This is a genomic window from Streptomyces sp. NPDC127098 (assembly GCF_042722465.1).
In the GTDB taxonomy this organism is placed as follows: domain Bacteria; phylum Actinomycetota; class Actinomycetes; order Streptomycetales; family Streptomycetaceae; genus Streptomyces; species Streptomyces millisiae.
Map to the genome: position 1 here is coordinate 41,915 of NZ_JBHXFJ010000011.1, position 21,271 is coordinate 63,185.

A 21,271-nucleotide genomic window follows, 5' to 3' on the forward strand; every position below is an offset into this window, starting at 1 on the left:
CCCCTATATCCGCCTGCTGAAAGTGACCGGTCAGGAGATGCCGAACTCGTCGTCGAGCATCTGGAACAGTTCTTCGTCGGACGCCTGGCTGAGCCGCGCCCCGTCGGCGGGGGCGCCGACCGACAGCTCTCGCCAGGTGTCGAGCAGTTGGCTGAGCCGGGAAGTGACCTGGGCCCGGAGGGCGACCGGGTCCTCGACCTTGGCCAGGGCCGCCTCCAACTGGTCGAGCTGCCCGAACACCGAGGGCTCGTCGGGGGCTTGGGCGCCGAGGATCTCCTGGCGCAGCCAGCCGGCGAGGGCGTCCGCGGTCGGATGGTCGAACACCAGCGTGGCCGGCAGGCGCAGCCCGGTGGCAACCCGCAGCCTGACACGCAACGACAGGGAGGTCATCGAGTCGAACCCCAGGTCCTGGAAGGGGCGGTCGGCCGCCACCTCCTTCGGGCTGTCGTGGCCGAGCACCGCCGCCACCTCGGCCCGCACCAGGTCGAGCAGGGCGGCGTGCTGCTCGGCGGCCGGGAGGCCGGCGAGCCGCTCGACGAACGCGGTTCCGCGCGGGCCGTCGTCGTCCGCACCGGCTTCACCCGCCGGTGTCATGGCCCGGCGGGCCTCCGGGATGCCGGAGAGCAGCGGCGCGGGGCGGACCGCTGCGTACGAGCGGGCGAAGGCGTCCCAGTCGACGTCGACGACGGTGAGTCCGGACTCCCCCACGGCCATGGCGAGTTCGAGGGCGTCGATGGCCTGCTCGGGCGGCATGGAGTGCACGCCCGTCCGGTTCATGAAGGCGCGGGTCCGCTCGTCGGCGCCGAGACCGGAGCCGCCCCAGGTACCCCAGGCGATCGCCGTGGCCGGTAGGCCGTCGGCGCGGCGGCGCGCGGCGAGCGCGTCGAGGAAGGCGTTGCCGGCCGCGTAGGCGGCGAGGCCAGCGCCGCCCCAGGTGCCGGTCGCTGACGAGAAGAGCACGAAGGCGTCGAGCGGCGCGTCGGCGAGCAGCCGGTCCAGGTTGACCGCGCCCCGCACCTTGGCGACGAGCACCTGGTCCACGTCGTCCAGGGTGCTCTCGGCGACGGGCCGGTAGACGCTGACCGCCGCGGTGTGCACGACCGCGCGGACGGGCAGGTCGGCGGGGACCTCGGCGAGCAGCCGAGCCAGCGCGTCGCGGTCGGCGATGTCGCAGGCGGCCAGGGTCACCCGGCTGCCGAGCGCTCGCAGTTCGGCGGCGAGTTCGGCGGCCCCCTCGGCCTGCGGCCCGCGGCGGCTGACCAGCAGCAGGTGCTCGGCGCCGCGGGCGGCCAGCCGGCGGGCGACGCCGGCGCCCAGGCCGCCGGTGCCGCCGGTGATCAGGGTGGTGCCGCGCTGCCGCCACTCCGTGTCGGCGGGCGCGGTGGTGAGGGGAGCCCTGACGAGGCGTCGCACCAGGGCTCCGGCCGGCCGGAGGGCGATCTGGTCCTCGGCGTCGTGCTGCCCGAGCACCGCGCTCAGCTGGGCGATCACCGTGTCCTCCGGTGACGCCGGCAGGTCGACCAACCCGCTCCAGACCTCCGGGTTCTCCAGGGCGATGGATCGTCCGGCCCCCCAGATCATGGCCTGGGTGGGGCTGAGCCTCGTGCCGCCTTGGCCAGCGTCGACGCCGCCGAAGGTGGCGCACCACACGGGGACGGTGGCGCCGGCCTCCTCCAGGATCCTGATCACCGCGAGGTTCAGCGTCGGGCCGACCGGCAGGGTCGGCTTGACCGGGTGCGGGCCCTCGTCGAGGGCGAGCAGGGAGAGGATGCCGGCCGGCGGCCGGCCGGCGGCGGTGACTGCGGCGCGCAGCGGTTCGGCCAGCGTCTGGTGCTCCGGTATGGCGGGGTCGAGGACGATGGGCAGGGGCTCGGCGCCGCGCGCCTCAAGGGCGGCCGTGACGGCGTTCACCCAGGGGTGCTCGGCATGGCCTGCGGGGATCAGCAGCAGCCAGGTGCCGCTGGGAACGCCGGCGGCGTCGCCCCGGCCAAGCTCGGTGTACGGCTCCCAGGACTCCCGGTAGCGCCAGGAGTCGATGCGGGAGCGGTCGACGCCGCGCCGGCGCCAGGAGGCGAGCGCCGGCACCAGGGGGGTCAGCGCCCCGGGGTCGGCGAGCCCGAGCATGCCGGCCAGGGTGGTCGGGTCCTCCTGGAGGACGACGCCCCAGAACTCCCGCTCGGCGGCCTGCGCGGGATCGGGCGCCGGGTCGGGCGCGGCGCCCGCGGTACCCGCCGGGTCGAGCCAGTAGCGGCGACGTTGGAACGGGTAGGTGGGCAGTTCGGCGGGGTCGGCCGGTCCCACGCCCAGCACGGCGGGCCAGTCGGGGGTTGAACCGTGCGCGACCGCCGTGCCCAGCGAGGTGAGCAGCCGTCGTTCGCCCTCGCCGCGGCGCAGTGTACCGACGACGGCGACGCGGTCGTCCGCGCCGTGGGCCTCGACCGTCTCGCGCATCGCGGGCACCAGCACCGGATGGGGGCTGACCTCCACGAACAGCGTGTGGCCCGCGGCCAGCAGGCCACGCGTGGCGCTCTCGAACTCGACGGGCTCGCGGAGGTTCTCGAACCAGTAGGCGTGGTCAAGGGCGGTGCCTTCTGGCAGTGGCCCACCCGACAGGCCGGCCACCGTGGAGTGGAAGGGGATCTCGGGCGTGCGAGGGCGCACCGTCGCCAGTTGGGCGAGCAGTTCGTCGCGGACGGCGTCGACCCACGGTGAGTGCGAGGCGTAGTCCACCGGGATTCGGCGGGCCCCGATCCCCCGGTCTGCGCAGTGCGCGAGCAGCTCCTCGACGGCGGTGGCCTCGCCCGCCGCGACGGTGCTGCCGGGGCCGTTGACGGTGGCGACGGTCAGCCGGCCGGCCCAGGGGACGAGTAGTTCGGCGGCCCGGTCGCGGTCGAGCGGCAGTGAGACCATGCCGCCGCTGCCGGCGAGCGCGGTGAGCGCCTTGGAACGACGGGCCACGACGAGGGCGGCGTCCTCGAGCGTCAGCACGCCCGCGATGTGCGCGGCGGCGATCTCGCCCTGGGAGTGCCCGACGACGGCGTCCGGAGTGATGCCGAGCGACTCCCACAGCCTGGCCAGCGACACCATCACGGCGAACAGCGCGGGCTGGACCACGTCCACCCGATCGAGCGGCGGCGCGCCGTCGGCCTCGGTGAGCACGTCGAGCAGCTCCCAGCCGGTGTACGGCCGGAGCGCATCGGCGCAGGCCGCGAGGTGCTCCGCGAACACCGTTGAGGTCGCACTGAGTTCGACGCCCATCCTGGCCCACTGAGCGCCCTGGCCCGGGAAGACGAAGACCGTGCCGCCCGGCTGCCCGCCGGAGGTGCCGGTCACCAGGTTGTCGGCTTCCTTCCCCGCGGCGAGGGCCGCGAGCCCGGCGCGGAACTCGCCGAGTTCGCCACCGAGGACGACGGCCCGATGCTCGTGTGCCGTCCTGGTCTGTGCCAGGGCACGCCCGATGGCCGCCGGATCCGTCCCGGTCTCCCCCGCGAGGCGGTCGAGCATGGTGCGCGCGTAGGCGCGCAGCGCCGCGTCGTCCCTGGCCGACAGCAGCCAGGGCATCGCCCCTCGGGGCGCCGGCGAGGAGTCCTGCTCGCCAGGTGTGGGGTCCGCGATCGCGGGGGGTTGTTCGAGGATGACGTGGGCGTTGGTGCCGCTGATGCCGAACGCGGACACGCCGGCGCGCCGTGGCCGCTCCGCCTCGGACCAGGGGGTGTTGGCCGTCACCACCTCCACCGCCCCCGACGACCAGTCCACATGGGGCGTCGGCTCGTCCACATGCAGGGTCCCCGGCACCACCCCGTGCCGCATCGCCAGAACCATCTTGATCACACCCGCGACGCCGGCCGCCGCCTGGGTATGACCGATATTCGACTTCAGCGACCCCAACAACAGGGGACGCTCCACCGGACGACCCTCACCATAGGTGGCCAACAACGCCCCTGCCTCGATCGGGTCACCCAACGTCGTACCAGTCCCGTGCGCCTCCACCACATCCACGTCAGCCGTGGTCAACCCCGCGTCAGCCAACGCCTCCCGAATCACCCGCTGCTGCGAGGGACCGTTCGGCGCCGTCAAACCGTTCGACGCCCCGTCCTGATTGATCGCACTACCACGGACCACCGCCAACACCCGGTGCCCGTTACGCCGCGCGTCTGACAACCGCTCAACCAACAACAACCCGACACCCTCACCCCACGCCGTACCATCCGCCCCCGCGGAGAAGGGTTTGACGCGGCCATCGGGAGCCAACCCACGCTGCCGACTGAACTCCACGAACACGCCCGGCGCCGGCATCACCGTCACCCCACCGGCCAACGCCAGATCGCACTCACCGTTACGCAGCGCCCGCACCGCCATGTGCAACGCCACCAACGACGACGAGCACGCCGTGTCCACCGTCAGCGCGGGCCCCTCGAACCCCAACGCGTACGCGATACGCCCCGAGGCGACGCTCGTGGTGTTGCCGGTCAGGAGGTGTCCGCCGAGCTCGGCGGGGGCCTGCGTCAGCCGCGGCCCGTACTCCTGGGGGATCGCGCCGACGAACACGCCGGTGCGGCTGCCGCGCAACGTGCCGGGCTCGATCCCCGCCCGCTCCAACGCCTCCCACGACGTCTCCAACAGCAACCGCTGCTGCGGATCCATCGCCAGCGCCTCACGGGGCGAGATCCCGAAGAACTCCGCGTCGAACTCCCCCGCGTCGTGCAGGAATCCACCCTGCGCGACATAGGTGGTCCCCGACCGGTCGGGATTGGGGTCGACCAACGCGTCCAGGTCCCAGCCGCGGGTGGTCGGGAACGGCCCGATGGCGTCGACGCCCTCGAACACCAGCCGCCACAGGTCCTCGGGCGACCGCACCCCGCCGGGGAAGCGGCAGGCCATGGCCGTGATCGCGATCGGTTCGTCGTCCGTGCGGACGCCCGTGTGCTCGGCACCCGGGGCCGCCGCGGGCTCCTGTCGTCCGGTGAGGCGGATCAGCAGTTCCCCGGCGAGGGCCTCCGGAGTGGGGTAGTCGAACGTCAGGGCGGCCGGCAGCCGCAGCCCGGTCGCGGCGTTGAGCCGATTGCGCAGCTCGACGGAGGTGAGGGAGTCGAAGCCGATCTCCGAGAACCGCCGCTCTGTCCCGATTCCGCCCGCGTCCGCCCGCCCCAGGACGATCGCGGCCTCGCGCGTCACCAGGTCGAGAAGGGTCCGGGCCCGCTCGCCTTCGGTGAGCCCGCGCAGGCGGGTCGCCAGGGCGGAGTCGGCGACGGTGCGGGCGGCGGACGCCACGCCGAGCACGGCTGCTCCGCGGGTCCGTCCCCGGACCAGGCCACGCAGCGTCGCCGGAAGGTCGGGGGAGGCGCCGAGCGCCGCGGTGTCGACCGTCATCGGCAGCAGCAGCGGCCGGTCGACGGCCCGCGCCGCGTCGAGGAGTCCAAGGCCGTGGTCGGTGCTCATCGGAGTGAGGCCGAGGCGGGCCATCCGGGCCTGGTCGGCTTCGGTGAGGTGTCCGGTCATGCCGCTGGCCTCGGCCCACAGCCCCCAGCCGAGCGAGACGGCCGGCAGCCCTCGCGCACGGCGGTACGCGGCCAGCGCGTCGAGGAACACATTGGCCGCCGCGTAGGCCGACTGGCCTCCGGTGCCGAGCGTTCCCGCCGACGAGGAGAACAGCACGAACTCGTCCAGATCCAGGTCCCGGGTCAGCTCGTGCAGATGCCAGGCCGCATCAACCTTCGGCCGCAACACCGCCGCCAACCGCTCCGCCGTCAACGCACCGACCAGACCGTCATCCAACACGCCCGCCGCATGCACCACGGAGGTCAGCGGACGATCGGCCGGCAGGCCGGCGATCACCCCGGCCAACGCCTCCCGATCCGCCACGTCGGCAGCCACCACGGCGGCGCTCACACCACACTCCGCCAACTCCGCGACGATCTCCGCGGCACCCGGCGCGTCCGCACCACGCCGACCCGCGAGCACCACATGACCGGCCCGACCCTCACGCGCGTAGTGACGAGCGACCAACCGACCCAGCACGCCGGTTCCGCCGGTGATCAACACCGTGCCCGCGGTGGTGCTCCGCGCCTGGTCGGCGGTGGGCGGAACGGTGAGCACGACCTTGCCCGTGTGCTTGGCCAGCGCGAGGTGGCGCAGGGCCTCGGGTGCCTGCCTGATGTCCCAGATCGTGCTGGGCAGCGGCCTGAGTACGCCGGCCAGGCAGAGCTCCCGGAGTTGGCCGAGCATCTCCTGGACGCGGTCCGCGCCCGGGTCATGGGCGGCGTGGTAGGCGTGATAGGCGACCCCGTCGTACTGGGCGGCCACTGCCTCGGCCTCCCGGACATCGGTCAGGCCTATCTCCACGAACCGGCCCCCGGACGCCAGGAGCCGCAGCGAGGCGTCGGCGAAGTCGCCGGCGAGGGAGTTGAGGACGACATCGACGCCGCGCCCGCCAGTGCCGGTACGGAAGTGCTGTTCGAACTCCAGCGTGCGGGAACTGGCGATGTGCCGGTCGTCGAGCCCCTGCGCGCGCAGCGTCTCCCACTTGCCCGGGCTCGCCGTGCCGTACACCTCGACGCCCCAGTGGCGGGCGAGTTGGAGCGCCGTCATTCCGACGGCGCCCGTCGCCGCGTGGACGAGCAGACGCTCGCCCGGCCTGATGGCGGCGAGGTCGATGAGCCCGTAGTACACGGTGAGGAAGGCCACCGGCAGGGTCGCCGCCTCGGTGTAGCTCCACCCCTCGGGTATCGGGACGACCAACCGTCGATCGACGATCACGACCGGTCCCGTGCCGACGGTGAACAGGCCCATGACGCGGTCCCCGACCGCCAGGTCCCGCACGCCGGGGCCGGTCTCCAGCACGATGCCGGCGCCGTCTCCACCGGGTGGCTGACCGTCGGAGACGAGCCCGAGCCCGGTCATCACGTCGTGGAAGTTGAGGCCGGCGGCGCGCAGCCCGACGCGGATCTCGCCCTCGGCCAGCGGCCGATCGAAGTCGGGGTGGGGCTTGAGGGCCAGGTTCTCGACCGACCCGGGGGCCGTGAAGTCCAGCCGCCAGGGGCCCTCGGCCGGCGCGACGAGGCGCGTGGAGGCGGCCGCCTGTTCCCTCGCCAACCGTGGTACGAGACAGGCACCCGCACGCAGGGCGAGTTGGGGCTCCTCGGTGGCGAGAGCACCGGTGAGCAGGCGGAGCGACGCCGGGTCGCCGTCGTGGTCGACGAGGACGAACAGGCCCGGGTTCTCTGTCTGGGCCGATCGCGCGAGGCCCCACACGGGGGCGGCGGCCAGGCCGGGCACGTCTTCGCCGTCCCGTGCCGCGACGGCGCGCCGGGTCACGAGGACCAGCCGGGCTCCGGCGAGAAGGCTGTCGCTCAGCCAGGCCCGCAGCAGGTCGAGGGCCGCCCGTGCCGTGGCGTGCGTGGCCGACGAGGTGTCAGCTTCCGTGCGGGCGCCGGGTTCGGCGCAGGGCACGAGGACGGCATCGGGCACGGGGTCGCCGGCCGCGAGCGCCGACCGCAGGGCCGTGACGTCCTGATGGCCGGTCACCTCGGCCCCTGCGGCGCGGGCGGCGTCGGTGAGCACGTCGGCTTCCTCGCCGCTGCCAAGCACCGCCAACCGCGGGGCCGTCGCCACCCCTTCGGCCGGGGCCGAAGGCTCGGGCAGGGAAAGGGACTCCCAGGCCACCTGGTACAGGTCCTCGCTCCCCGGCTTCGTCGGGGCGAGGTCCGGGGCCGGCCGCAGGGTCAGGGAGCCGACGGTCAGGACGGGAGCGCCGTTCGGATCACTGAGCGTGATCGCGAAGCGCTCCGGGTCGCTGGCGTCGACGTGGGAGTACACCACGCTCGCGCCGGTGGCGTGGAGCCGGACGTCGCGCCAGATGAACGGTACGACCGTTTCGTCGGACGAGCGGAGGGCGGCGTGCAGCGCGGCGTCGAACAGGGCGGGGTGGATACCGAAGCCGTCGGCCCGACCGGCCGCCTCGGGGAGAGCGGCCTCGGCGTGGACGGCATGCCCGTCCTGCCAGGCCGCCACGAGCCCTCGGAACGCGGGGCCGTACTGGTAGCCGCGGGCGGCCAGTCGCGCGTAGTGCTCGGCGACGTCGAGCGGGACGCCGTCGGCCGGCGGCCAGGCCGTGGTTCCACCGGTGCCCGGCACCGGCCCGCCCGCGAAGGGGGCGAAGGAGCCCGTGGCGTGGCGGATCCAGGGGAGTTCGTCGGGCGCGTCCGCCGGCCGGGAGTGGATGGTGACGGCCCGACGTTCCTGGTCGTCCGCGGGACCGAGCAGCACCTGGATCCGCACGGCGCCGGTCGCGGGCAGCAGCAGCGGCCTTTCGAGCGTGAGGTTCTCGAGCAGGTCGCGGCCGACCTCGCGGCCCGCGCGCAGCGCCAGCTCGACCAGTGCCGTCCCGGCGAGCAGCGGCGCGTCCCGGACGGCGTGGTCCGCCAGCCACGGATGGGTGTGCGACGAGAGCCTACCGGTGAAGACATGGCTGTCCTCGCCGGCCAGTGCCACGGCCGCGCCCAACAACGGGTGGTCGCCGTCGGCCACCCCCAGGGTGTCCGGGTCCCCGGCCGCGTCGCTCGAAGCGATCCAGTACCGGTCACGTTGGAAGGCGTAGGTGGGCAGGTCGACGGTCCTGGCGTCTCCGCCTCCGACGAGAGCGCGCCAGTCGACGGCGAGGCCGCGGACGTGCAGGTGGGCGACGGCGTCGAGCAGCGCGCGCGGCTCGGCCCTGTCACGGCGGAGCGCCGGAATCAGCAGGGGCGTCGGGGCGGCCTCCCCGCCGGTCTCCTCGACCAGGCACTCCTGGCCGAGGACGGTCAGTACGGCATCGGGCCCCAGCTCGAGGAAGGCACCCACTCCGCGCTCGCGCAGGTGTGTCATGCCGTCGTGAAACCGCACCGGCTGGCGGACCTGCCGCGTCCAGTACTCCGGCGAGCGGGCCTCCTCGTCGGTGAGGAGACGTCCGGTCACGTTGGAGACGACCGGCACCCGGGGCGGGCGCGCCGAGACGCCGGCCACGACGTGGCCGAACTCCTCCAACATGCCGTCCATGTGCGGCGAGTGGAAGGCGTGGCTCACCCGCAGCCGGCGGGGCTCGACCCCCCGGCCGCGCCACCGCTCCGCCACCTCCTGGACGGCGTCCGCCTCGCCCGAGATGACGATGTTCGCCGGCCCGTTGACGGCGGCCACGCACACCCGGTCCTGGTAACCCTCCAGGGACTCGCGCACGGCGGTCTCGCCGGCGCGCAGCGACACCATCACACCACCGGCCGGCATGGCTCCCATCAGCCGGCCGCGCGCCGCCACCACGGCGCTGGCGTCCTCGAGGGACCACACCCCCGCCACATGGGCCGCGACGAGTTCGCCGAGGGAGTGGCCCACCAGGTGGTCGGGCCGCAGTCCCCAGGACTCGACGAGCCGGAACAGGGCGGTCTCCACCGCGAACAGGCTCGCCTGGGCCAGTTCGGTGCGCTGCAGCGCCTCGCGTGCCCGCGGGCTGTCGGCGGCGAAGACGGCCTCGCGCACCGATGTCCCGAGATGCCGGCTCAGCGTGGCGGAGACGGCGTCGAAGGCCTCGGCGAAGGCGGGGAACGTCTCGTACAGCTCCCTCCCCATTCCGACACGTTGGGCGCCCTGCCCGGTGAAGAGGAAGGCGAGCCGCCCGCTTGGCACGACCTCGCCCGTGACCAGCCCCGAGTGCGTCTCGCCGGCTGCCAGGGCACCCAGCGCGGCGCGAAGTTCCTCGTCGTCCGCACCGATGGCCACCGCCCGGTGCTCGAGGGACGTCCGGGTCGTCATCAGGGACCAGGCCACGTCCTGGGCGGGGGGTGCCTCCTCGTCGGCGGTACGGGCGAGCAACCGTGCCGCCTGCGCACGCAGCGCCGCGTCGTCCCTGGCCGACAGCAGCCAGGGCATCGCCCCTCGCGGCGCCGGCGAGGAGTCGTGCTCGGCGGGGGTGGGGTCCGCGATCGCGGGGGGTTGTTCGAGGATGACGTGGGCGTTGGTGCCGCTGATGCCGAACGAGGAGACGCCCGCGCGGCGCGGCCGGTCCACGCCCGGCCAGGGGGTGTTGGCCGTCACCAACTCCACCGCCCCCGACGACCAGTCCACATGCGGCGTCGGCTCGTCCACATGCAGGGTCCCCGGCACCACCCCGTGCCGCATCGCCTCGACCATCTTGATCACGCCGGCCACGCCGGCGGCGGCCTGGGTGTGGCCGATGTTGGACTTCACCGAGCCCAGCAGCAGTGGCCGTTCGGCCGGACGGTCCTGACCATAGGTGGCCAGCAACGCCCCCGCCTCGATCGGATCGCCCAGCGTCGTGCCCGTGCCGTGCGCCTCCACCACGTCCACGTCCGACGTGCCGAGCCCGGCACTCGCCAACGCATCGCGGATCACCCGCTGTTGGGACGGCCCGTTGGGCGCGGTCAGCCCGTTCGACGCCCCGTCCTGGTTCACCGCGGAGCCACGGACCAGTGCCAGCACCTGGTGACCGTTGCGGCGGGCGTCCGACAGCCGCTCCAGCAGGACGAGGCCGACGCCCTCGCCCCAGGACGTGCCGTCGGCGGCCGCCGCGAACGGCTTGATCCGCCCGTCGGGCGCCAACGCGCGTTGCCGGCTGAACTCGGTGAAGACGTCGGGCGTCGCCAGCACGGTGACGCCGCCGGCCAGCGCCAGGTCACACTCGCCCGAGCGCAGCGCCCGTGCCGCGAGGTGCATCGAGACCAGCGAGGACGAGCACGCCGTGTCCACCGTCATCGCCGGACCCTCGAAGCCGAAGGCGTAGGACACCCGGCCGGACGCGACGCTGCCCGCGGTGCCGTTCACGTAGTAGCCGGAGACGGCGTCGGGTATCCCGGGGAGCCGGGCGCCGTAGTCGTGGTGCATGACGCCGACGTAAACGCCGGTCCGGCTGCCCCGCAGTGCACGGGGATCGATCCCGGCCCGCTCCAGCGTCTCCCACGAGGTCTCGAGCAACAGCCGCTGCTGCGGGTCCATCGCCAGCGCCTCGCGCGGCGAGATCCCGAAGAACTCGGCGTCGAAGCCCGCCGCGTCGTAGAGGAACGTGCCGTGGCGGGAGTAGGTCTTCCCCGGCACTCCCGGCTCCGGGTCGTAGAGCGCGTGCGTGTCCCAGCCACGGTCGGTGGGGAACTCGCCGACCGCGTTCGCGCCGTCCGTCACCAGTCGCCACAGGTCCTGCGGCGAGCGCACCCCGCCGGGGTAGCGGCAGCCGACCGCCACGATCGCCACCGGCTCGTCCAGGGCGTGCGGGATCAGCCGTGGGGCGGGGGCGGTCGCCGGGGCGCCGGCGGCGCCCAGCTCGGCGGCCAGGAAGCGGGCCAGCGTGAGGGGGGTCGGGTGGTCGAAGACCAGCGTGGTGGGCAGCCGCGAGCCGGCGACCGCGTTGAGCCCGTTGCGCAACTCGACGGCGGCCAGCGAGTCGAAGCCGAGTTCCCTGAAGGCGCGTTCGGGTTCGACGGCGGCCGGGTCCCGCATGCCGAGCACGGCCGCCGCCTGCTCACGCACCACGTCCAGCACGACCGCGACCGCCTGTTCCGCGGGCAGGCCGGCGAGCCGATCCCGGAGCACGGAACCGCCGGTCCCTTCGCTGGCCGCCACCACGCGCCGCGCCGTCCTGACCAGGCCCCGTAGGACCGCGGGCAGGGCGGCGGCCGTGGTCCTGGACGTCGCCGTCGCCGCGTCGATCCGCACCGGGCACAGCCTGGCCTCGTCCAGGGTGAGGGCCCGGGCGAAGAGCGTGAGGCCCTCGTCCTCGGACAGCGGGCTGATGCCGATGCCGCGCCAGCGGGCGAGGTCGACATCGGTCAGCGCCGCCGCCATCCCGCCGTCCGCGGCCCATGGCCCCCAGGCGAGCGAGACGGCGGGCAGGCCGAGCCCGCGCCGGTGGTCCGCGAGGCCGTCGAGGAAGGCGTTGGCCGCCGCGTAGTTGGCCTGCCCCGCGGTGCCGATCGTGCCGGCTATCGAGGAGAACAGGACGAACTCGGCGAGGGGGGTGTCCCTGGTCAGCTCATGCAGGTGCCAAGCGGCGGCGACCTTGGGGCGCAGCACTCGGCCGAGCCGCTCGGCGTCCAGGGACTCGACGGTGGCGTCGTCCAGCACGCCCGCCGCGTGCACCACCGAGGTCAGGGGGTACTTCGCACGCAGCGCGGCGAGTTCGGCCGCGAGCGCGGCGCGGTCGGTCACGTCACAGGCTCTGATGGTGACCCGGGCGCCGAGCCCGGTCAGTTCCGCGCGCAGCTGGTCGGCCCCCGGGGCCTCCGGGCCCCGCCGGCTCAGCAGCAGCAGATGGCAGCCCGGGCGGGAGACGGCGTAGAACCGGGCCAGCACGGCTCCGAGCGCTCCGGTGCCGCCGGTGATCAGGACGGTGCCCGGGGCTTCCTGGTCGCGCGGGGTGTCGCTCGGCGGCTGGGTCACCCGTCGCAGCCGCGGCACGAGGAGTTCGCCGGCGCGCACGGCGACCTGCGGCTCCCCGGCGGCAGCGGCCGCCGGCAGCGCCGCGGCGGTGGCGGAGTGGTCGTCCGCCAGGTCGACCAGGGAGAACCGGCCGGGGTGCTCGGTCTGGGCCGACCGCACCAGGCCCCAGACCGCGGCCTGGGCCAGGGCGGCCGCGTCGGTGCCGGTCGTCGCCCCGCGGGTCACCAGCACCAGGCGCGAGGCGGCGGTCCGCTCCTCGGCCAGCCACCGCTGCACGAGGTCGAGCACCCGCTCCGCGGCGTGTGTGACGGCGTCGGGCAGCGACCGGTCGGGGTCCGGGCCGGCGACCGGTGCGAGAACCACCTCGGGGAAGGGTTCCTCGATCGCGGACGGGTCGGGGTGGCGGCGGCCGCCGAGTCCGAGGTCGTCGTCCCCGAGCACGGCCCACCCGGTGGTGCGCGCCGGCTCGGTCGGGGCGGCCAGCGGCAGCCAGGCGAGCCGCGAAAGGCCGTCCCGGGCGGTGCCGGAGCCCGCCAGCCGGTCGGCGTCGGCCGTGGCCCAGGTCAGCGCCTCCGCCGTGAGCACGGGCCGCCCGTCGGTGTCGGTCAGGAGCAGGGCGTGGCGGTCCGTGCCGGTGGGCGTGAGCCGCACCCGCAGCCGGCGGGCGCCGGTGGCGTGCAGCCGCAGTCCGGTCCAGGCGAAGGGCAGTCGCAACCGGCCGGTCTCTTCGGCGGCGGCCAGGTGGAGGGCCGCGTCGAGCAGCGTGGGGTGGAGGGCGAAGTCACCGCCGGACTGGCCGTGCTCGACGGTGTCGGGCAGCTCGACCTCGGCGAGGAGTTCGTCCCCGCGCCGCCAGGCGGCGCGCAGGCCCCGGAAGGCGGGGCCGTACCGGTAGCCGCGGTCGGCGAGGCCGGCGTACACGTCGTCGACGTCAAGGGCCTCGGCCTCGGTTGGCGGCCACGGGGTGAGCGGCTCGCCGGCCGGCTCCCGCGCGTCGTCGGGTTCGAGGCGTCCTGCGGCGTGCCGGGTCCACGACGCGTCCTCGCGGACGCGGGAGTGGACGGCGAGGGAGCGCCGTCCGGCGTCGTCGGGGGCGCTGACGCGAACCTGCAGCTTCACTGTCCCCTCGGCGGGCAGCGCGAGCGGGGTCTCGAGCGTCAGCTCGCCCAGCACGCGGCAGCCCACCAGGTCCCCGGCGGTGAGGGCGAGTTCGGCGAAGCCCGCGGCCGGGAAGAGCGGCGTGTCGGCGATGGTGTGGTCGGTCATCCAGGGCAGCGCGGCGGTGGCGAGGCTCCCGGTCAGCAACTCGCCCTCGTCGTCGGCCAGCACCAGCCGGGCGTCGATCAGCGGGTGGTCCACCGCGTCGGCCCCGGCCAGGCGCCCGGATGTGGCGGCATCCGCCCAGAACCGCTGCCCCTCGAAGGCGTAGGTGGGCAGGTCGGTGGCGGCACCGGCCGCCTCGCCGAACAGACCGGCCCAGTCAGGGGAGATCCCGTGGACGTGCAGTCGGGCCAGTGCGGTCCACAGGGCGACCGGCTCCGGGTGGCGGCGGCTCAGCACCGCCGTGGTGAGGTGGCCGGTGGAGTGCGCGGCGGCCAGGGTCTCCTCGGCCAGGCCCGCCAGGGTCGCGTCGGGTCCGAGTTCGAGGTAGGTGGTGGTGCCCAGGGCGCGCAGGGTGTCGACGCCGTCCCGGAACCGGACGGGCCGCCTGATGTGCTCGGTCCAGTAGTCAGGGCTGGTCAGCTGCTCCGTGGTGGCCAGCTCACCGGTGACGTTGGAGACGACGGGGACCGTCGGCGGGTGGTAGCTGACGCTGCCGGCGACGGCGCGGAACTCGGCGAGCACGCCGTCCATGTGCGGCGAGTGGAACGCGTGCGAGACCCGCAGCTCGCGGCGGTGTTCGGGGCGCGGGGCGAGTCGGGCGGCGACCTCCCGCGTCACCTCGGCGTCGCCGGCGAGCACGGTGCCGCGCGGCCCGTTGACGGCGGCGATGACGACGCGGTCCGAGAGGCCGGTGAGCGCGGTGGCCACCTCCGCCTCGGGGAGCTGGACGGCGATCATCACCCCGCCGGGGGTGGCGTCCTGCATCAGCCGACCGCGCGCCGCCACCAGGGTGGCCGCGTCCGGCAGGGAGAGCACGCCGGCCAGATGGGCGGCGACGAGCTCGCCGAGGGAGTGGCCGATGAGCAGGTCCGGCGTGATGCCGAGCCGGGTGGTCAACCGGTGGAGCGCGACCTCGACGGCGAACAGCGCGGGTTGCGCGTAGCGGGTCTGGTCGAGGAGGGCGGCTTCCGGGGTGTGCGGGTCGGCGAGGAGCAGGGGCCGCAGCGGCCGGTCGAGGTGCGGGTCGAGGTGCTGGCAGACGTCGTCGAGCGCCTCGGCGAAGGCGGGCACCGCGCGGTAGAGACCGGCCCCCATGGCGGCCCGCTGGGCGGCCTGGCCGGCGAGGAGGAACGCCGTGCGCCCCTGGGCGCCGTCGGGGGCGCCCACGACGAGGCCGGCATCGGTCCGGCCTGCCGCCAACGCCCCGAGCGCGGCCCGGAGTTCGGGCAGGGTGTGCCCGACGGCGACAGCCCGGCGTTCGAGCGCGGCGCGCCCTGTGGCGAGGGTGCGCCCGATGGCGGCGAGGTCCGGCGCCGGTGTGGCGTCGAGATGGTCGAGCAGCCGCCCGGCCTGGGCGCGCAGGGCGTCCGGCGTCCTGGCGGACAGCGGCCAGAGCACGGGGGTCTCGCCGATCGGCGCTGCCGGTGCGGGCGGTGAGGCCGGCGCCTGTTCGAGGATGACGTGGGCGTTGGTGCCGCTGATGCCGAACGAGGAGACACCCGCGCGACGTGGCCGGTCCACGGCGGGCCAGCCGGTGCTCTCGGTCACCAGCTCGACGGCACCGCTCGTCCAGTCGATGTGTGGGGTGGGCTCGTCCACGTGCAGGGTGGCGGGCAGCACCCCGTGCCGCATCGCCAGCACCGTCTTGATGACGCCCGCGATGCCCGCCGCCGCCTGGGTGTGGCCGATGTTGGACTTCACCGAGCCCAGCAGCAGTGGCCGTTCGGCCGGACGGTCCTGACCATAGGTGGCCAGCAACGCCCCCGCCTCGATCGGATCGCCCAGGGTGGTGCCCGTGCCGTGCGCCTCCACGACGTCGACGTCGGCGGCGGCGAGACCGGCATCGGCCAGCGCCTGCCTGATCACCCGCTGCTGCGACGGGCCGTTGGGCGCGGTCAGCCCGTTGGAGGCACCGTCCTGGTTCACGGCCGAGCCGCGCATGAGGGCCAGGACCGGATGACCGTTGCGGCGGGCGTCCGACAACCGCTCCAGCAGGACGAGGCCGACGCCCTCGCCCCATGCCGTGCCGTCGGCGGCCGCCGCGAACGGCTTGATCCGCCCGTCGGCGGCGAGTCCGCGTTGGCGGCCGAACTCGGTGAAGATCTCGGGCGTCGCCATGACCGTCGCCCCGCCGGCCAGCGCCAGCCGGCACTCGCCCGCGCGCAGCGCCCGCGCGGCGAGGTGCAGCGCGACCAGCGACGAGGAGCACGCGGTGTCCACGGTGACGGCCTGGCCTTCGAGGCCGAGCGCGTAGGCGATGCGGCCGGAGGCCACGCTCGTGGTCTTGCCGGTCAGCAGCGAGCCACTGAGCTGCTCGGGCGCCTGGGTGGCGCGCGGCCCGTAGTCCTGCGGCATGACGCCGACGAAGACGCCGGTGTCGCTGCCGCGCAGACTGGTCGGGTCGATTCCGGCCCGTTCCAGCGCTTCCCACGACGTCTCGAGCAGCAACCGCTGCTGCGGGTCCATCGCCAGCGCCTCGCGCGGCGAGATTCCGAAGAACGCGGCGTCGAACGCGTCGGCGTCCCGCAGGAACGCGCCGTGGCGGGTGTAGGTCTTGCCCGGCTTGCCCGGTTCCGGGTCGTAGAGGGCGTCCAGGTCCCAGCCGCGGGTGGTGGGGAAGTCGCCGACGGCGTCGACGCCTTCGGTGAGCAGCCGCCACAGGTCCTCGGGTGACCGCACGTCTCCCGGATAGCGGCAGCCGATCGAGACGACGGCGATGGGGTCGTCGGCGAGGACCGGCCGGACGGGGCGGCGCGCCTGGCCGGTCGGTGCCCGGCGGATGCCGAGCCGCTCGGCGAGGTGGTCGATGAGGGCGGCGGGGGTCGGGTGGTCGTAGATCAGGGTGGCCGGGAGGCGTTCCCCGGTCGCGGTGGCGAGGTGCCTGTGCAGTTCGACACCGGTCAGCGAGTCGAACCCGAGGTTCTTGAAGGTCTCTTCGAGGTCGAGCGTGTCGGCGTCGCCGTGGCCGAGCACCGAGGCGACGTGGGTGCGCACGAGCCGGGTGAGCTGGGCGAGGTCGTCGGCTGCCACCGCGCGCGGGGCGGGGGTGCCGGGCGGCGGCTCCGCGACGCGGCGGAGTCCGGCGGGCGCCAGGCCGTCGAGCACGGCGGGAAGCGTGCCGTCCTCGGCATGCCGGCGCAGGGTGGCGTCGTCGACGGTGGCCGGGAACAGCCAGTGCGCGCGGGCGCGGCCGGCCGGGTCGAGGTGGGTCGTGGCCTGGCCGGCGGGCAGCGGTCGGATGCCCCACTGGGTGGCGTCCGTCTCCTCGGTCTCGCTTCTGGCGCAGTGCAGGGCGGTGGCGGGAAGGCCGGTGGCGGCCCGGTGTTCGGCCAGGGCGGCGAGGAAGGTGTCGGCCGCGGCGCCGTTGCGACCGTCGAGGGCGCCGAGCAGTCCGGCCGGGGCGGCGAGCAGGGTGAATCCGGACAGCGGGAGGTCGCGCGTGAGCCGGTGCAGGTGCCAGGCCCCGGCGATGGTGCGCTGGAGGCCGTCGTCCTGGGCGCCGGCGCCGTGGATGACGGCGGTCAGGGGGCGGTCGGCGGGGATGTCGTCGAGCAGCGCGGCCACTGCCTCCGGGTCCGCGACGTCGCAGGGCACGACGGCCACCTCGGTGCCCGAGGCGGTGAGTTCGGCGCGCAGCTGGGCGGTGCCGGGGGCGTCTTCGCCGCGCCTGCCGACCAGGAGCAGGCGGCCTTCGGGGTGGCCGGCCGCGTGCTGCCTGGCCAGTGCGGCGGCCTGTGGGCTGGGGAGTCCGGTGATGAGGGTGGTGCCCGTGGGGTCCGGCGCGGTGGCCCGGGTCGCCGTGGCGGTCGCCCGCCGTACTCGGGGCACGTACAGCCTGTCGGCGGCGGCGGCGAGTTGGGGTTCGCCGGTGGCGACGGCGGCGCCCAGCACGGCAGCCGGGCGGCTGTTCTCGTCCAGGTCGACGACGGTGACGCGCCCCGGGTTGGCACGTTGCGCCGAGCGGACGAGCCCCCAGACGGCGGCGTCGGCGAGGCCCGGGACGGGGCTGCCCGGGGTGGCCGCGACCGCGCCGCGGGTGACGACGACCAGCCGGGAGTCGGCGAAGCGCTCGTCGGCGAGCCACGTGCGCAGCAGGGCGGCGGCCCGTTGGATCGCGCGCCGAGCGGAGACGGGGGGCTCCTCGTCGTCCGTGCTGGGGTGGGAGGTGGCCATGGTGATGACCACGGCGGGGACGGTGGGGCCCTGCCCGATCGCGGCGAGCCGGACGTGGCGGGGCAGGCCGGTGCCCAGGTCGTCGTCGCCGAGCACCGCCCAGTCGTCGGGCGCGGGGTCGTCGGGCGCCACGTCGAGCGGCAGCCACTCGAGGCCGAGGGTGGACTCTCCGTCGTGCGGGGAGTGGTCGTGGGTGTCGGGGCCGGCTTGCCCCGACCGGTGGGAGCGGCTGGGCGCCCAGTAGGTCTCGCGTTGGAAGGGGTAGGTGGGCAGGTCCTCGGTGGGGCGTGGCCGCTCCCCGAGGAGCGCCGTCCAGTCGGGGGAGACGCCGTGGACGTGGAGGCCGGCCAGGCCACGGATCAGGGCGGTGGGCTCGGGTTGGCGACGGCTGAAGAGCGCGGTGGTGAGGTGGCCGGTGGAGTGCGCGGCGGCCAGGGTCTCCTCGACCAGCGCGGTGAGGGCGGCGTCCGGACCCAGTTCGAGGTAGGTGGTGGTGCCGAGGGCGCGCAGGGTGTCGACGCCGTCCCGGAACCGGACGGGCCGCCTGATGTGCTCGGTCCAGTAGTCGGGGCTGGTCAGCTGCTCCGTGGTGGCCAGCTGGCCGGTGACGTTGGAGACGACGGGGATCGTCGGCGGGTGGTAGCTGACGCTGCCGGCGACGGCGCGGAACTCGGCGAGCACGCCGTCCATGTGCGGCGAGTGGAACGCGTGCGAGACCCGAAGTCGGCGGGTGCGCCAGCCGCGCTCGGCGAAGCGGGCGGCGAGGGCCGCCGCGGCGCCGGCGTCTCCGGCGACAACGGTCGAGGTGGGCGAGTTGACCGCGGCGACGACCAGCCGGTCGGCCGCGTCGGTGAGTTCGGCGGCCACCTCGTGCTCCGGAGCGTGCACCACGAGCATGACGCCGCCCGGGGTGGCGTCCTGCATCAGCCGACCGCGCGCCGCCACCAGCTTGGCGGCGTCGGTGAGCGACAGCACACCCGCCACATGAGCGGCGGTGAGCTCGCCGACCGAGTGCCCGATCAGCCGGTCGGGGACGATGCCGAGCCGGCTCACCAGCCGGTACAGCGCGACCTCGACGGCGAACAGCGCGGGTTGGGCGAAGCGGGTCTGGTCGAGCGGTACCGCGTCCGGGTCGTCCGGCGCCTGGAACATGACCGCGCGTAGTGCGCACCCGAGGTGGGGGTCGAGGTGGTCGCAGACCTCGTCCAGGGCCTCGGCGAAGGCGGGGATGGCGGCGTACAGCTCCCGCCCCATGCCGAGGCGTTGGCTGCCCTGCCCGGAGAAGAGGAAGGCGGTGCCGCCGCCCTGAGTGGTCGCGATGCCGGTGCGGAGGTCGGGATGTGCCTCCCCGGCGCTCAACGCCCGGAGGGCGTGCCGGAGTTCGGCCGGACCGTGGCCGACGGCGACGGCCCGGTGGTCGAAGGTGGCCCGTCCCGAGGCCAGGGCGTGCGCGATCGCCGCGGTGTCCGGCCGGTCCACGCCGTCGAGGTGTTCGAGCAGGCGGGCGGCCTGGGCGCGCAGCGCGCCCTCGGTCCTGGCCGACAGCGACCACGGCACGGGGAGGAGGGGGGATGCCGCGGGTGTCTCGGGCGGCGGCGCGTCGGCCGGCGCCTGTTCGAGGATGAGGTGGGCGTTGGTCCCGCTGATGCCGAACGAGGACACGCCGGCGCGGCGGGGGCGTCCGCTCTCCGGCCAGTCGGTGGCGGCGGTCACCAGCTCGACGGCGCCCGAGGACCAGTCGACGTGCGGCGTCGGCTCGTCCACGTGCAACGTCGCGGGAACCACACCGTGCCGCAACGCCAACACCATCTTGATCACACCGGCCACGCCGGCGGCGGCCTGAGCATGACCGATATTCGACTTCAACGAGCCGAGCAACAGCGGCCGTTCGCTGGGACGGTCCTGACCGTACGTGGCCAGCAGGGCGCCCGCCTCGATCGGATCGCCCAGCGTCGTCCCGGTCCCGTGCGCCTCCACCACGTCGATGTCGGCGGTGGTGAGCCCGGCGTCGGCCAGGGCCGCCCTGATGAGGCGCTCCTGTGCGGGGCCGCTGGGCGCGGTGAAGCGGTCGGAGGCGCCGTCCTGGTTGACGGCGCTGCCCCGGATCACGGCGAGCACCCGGTGTCCGTTGCGCCGCGCGTCGGAGAGCCGTTCCAGCAGCAGCAGTCCGACGCCCTCGCCCCAGACGGTGCCCTCGGCGCCGGCCGCGAACGGCCGGGCGCGGCCGCCGGGCGCGAGGCCGCGCTGGCGGCTGTACTCGATGAACATGCCAAGGCTGCTCATCACGGTGGCGCCGCCGGCCAGGGCGAGCTCGCACTCGCCGGAGCGCAGCGAGCGGACCGCCAGGTGGAGCGCTACCAGGGAGGCGGAGGAGGCGGTGTCGACGGTGAGGGCCGGGCCCTCGAGGCCGAGCGTGTAGGCGACACGGCCCGAGGCCGCGCCGCCGGTGGTGCCGGTCAGGATGTGGCCCTCGAGCGGCGAGCCCTCGTCCATGCGGGGTCCGTAGTCCCCCGCCATGGCGCCGACGAAGACGCCGGTGTCGCTACCGCGCAGGCTGGTCGGGTCGATCCCGGCGCGTTCCAGCGTCTCCCAGGCGGTCTCCAGCAGGAGCCGCTGCTGGGGGTCCATGGCCAGCGCCTCACGTGGCGAGATCCCGAAGAACGCCGCGTCGAATCGATTCGCGTCGTGGATGAAGCCAGCCTGGTGCTGGTAGTTGTGGCCGGGTGCGGCCGGGTCGGCGGCCGCCGCGCCGGCGACGTCCCAGCCGCGGTCCTCGGGGAACGGGCCGATGGCGTCCCGCCCATCGGCCAGCAGTCGCCACAGCGCGTCGGGACCGTCGACCCCGCCGGGGAGGCGGCAGCCCATGGCCACCACGGCCACGGGCTCGTGCGATCCGCTCAACGGTGACGCCGGTCCGTTAGTTTCACGCACCATACAGTCTCAGAACCCCTCAAGAGCAGCAGAGCCGACATCCAGGCCAAAGATTATCCGGCCACCCGGACGAGGAAACGACACAGGCGTACTAATTCAGCACCACACCAAGCCCCTCACAAAACCCGCAGCAGCTCCACCCGGGAACGTCGCAGTTGCGATTCGACACAACCCGCAGAGTGTAGATCATCAAGGGAAGCCGCAGGTGGGAGCCGCAAAACTCACACCGGAACCCCCTTGCGGGCCACGTCACGCCGTGACAGAATCCCGTGGGCCAGCGGTCCGACAGGAATAATTCCACCTTCTCGAATTCCTGTCACAGCACCGCCGGGAACGGTGCCCGCAAAAGCTCTCTCCGCGCCTCTCCGAGGTCTCCGGAAATTCCGGCGAAACGACTTCGCCATCCCCTCGACCCTTTTTCTGCACG

The 21,271-nt window shown here is 74.6% G+C and carries 1 protein-coding gene; it reads right to left on the reverse strand.

Annotation, left to right across the window (positions count from 1 at the left end):
• Window positions 1-30: 30 nt before the first annotated feature.
• Window positions 31-20,814 carry a type I polyketide synthase gene (locus ACFWI8_RS10030; protein ID WP_387087994.1) on the reverse strand — a complete coding sequence of 6,928 codons (20,784 nt, stop codon included), beginning with the start codon at window positions 20,812-20,814 and terminating at the stop codon, window positions 31-33.
• Window positions 20,815-21,271: the final 457 nt, after the last annotated feature.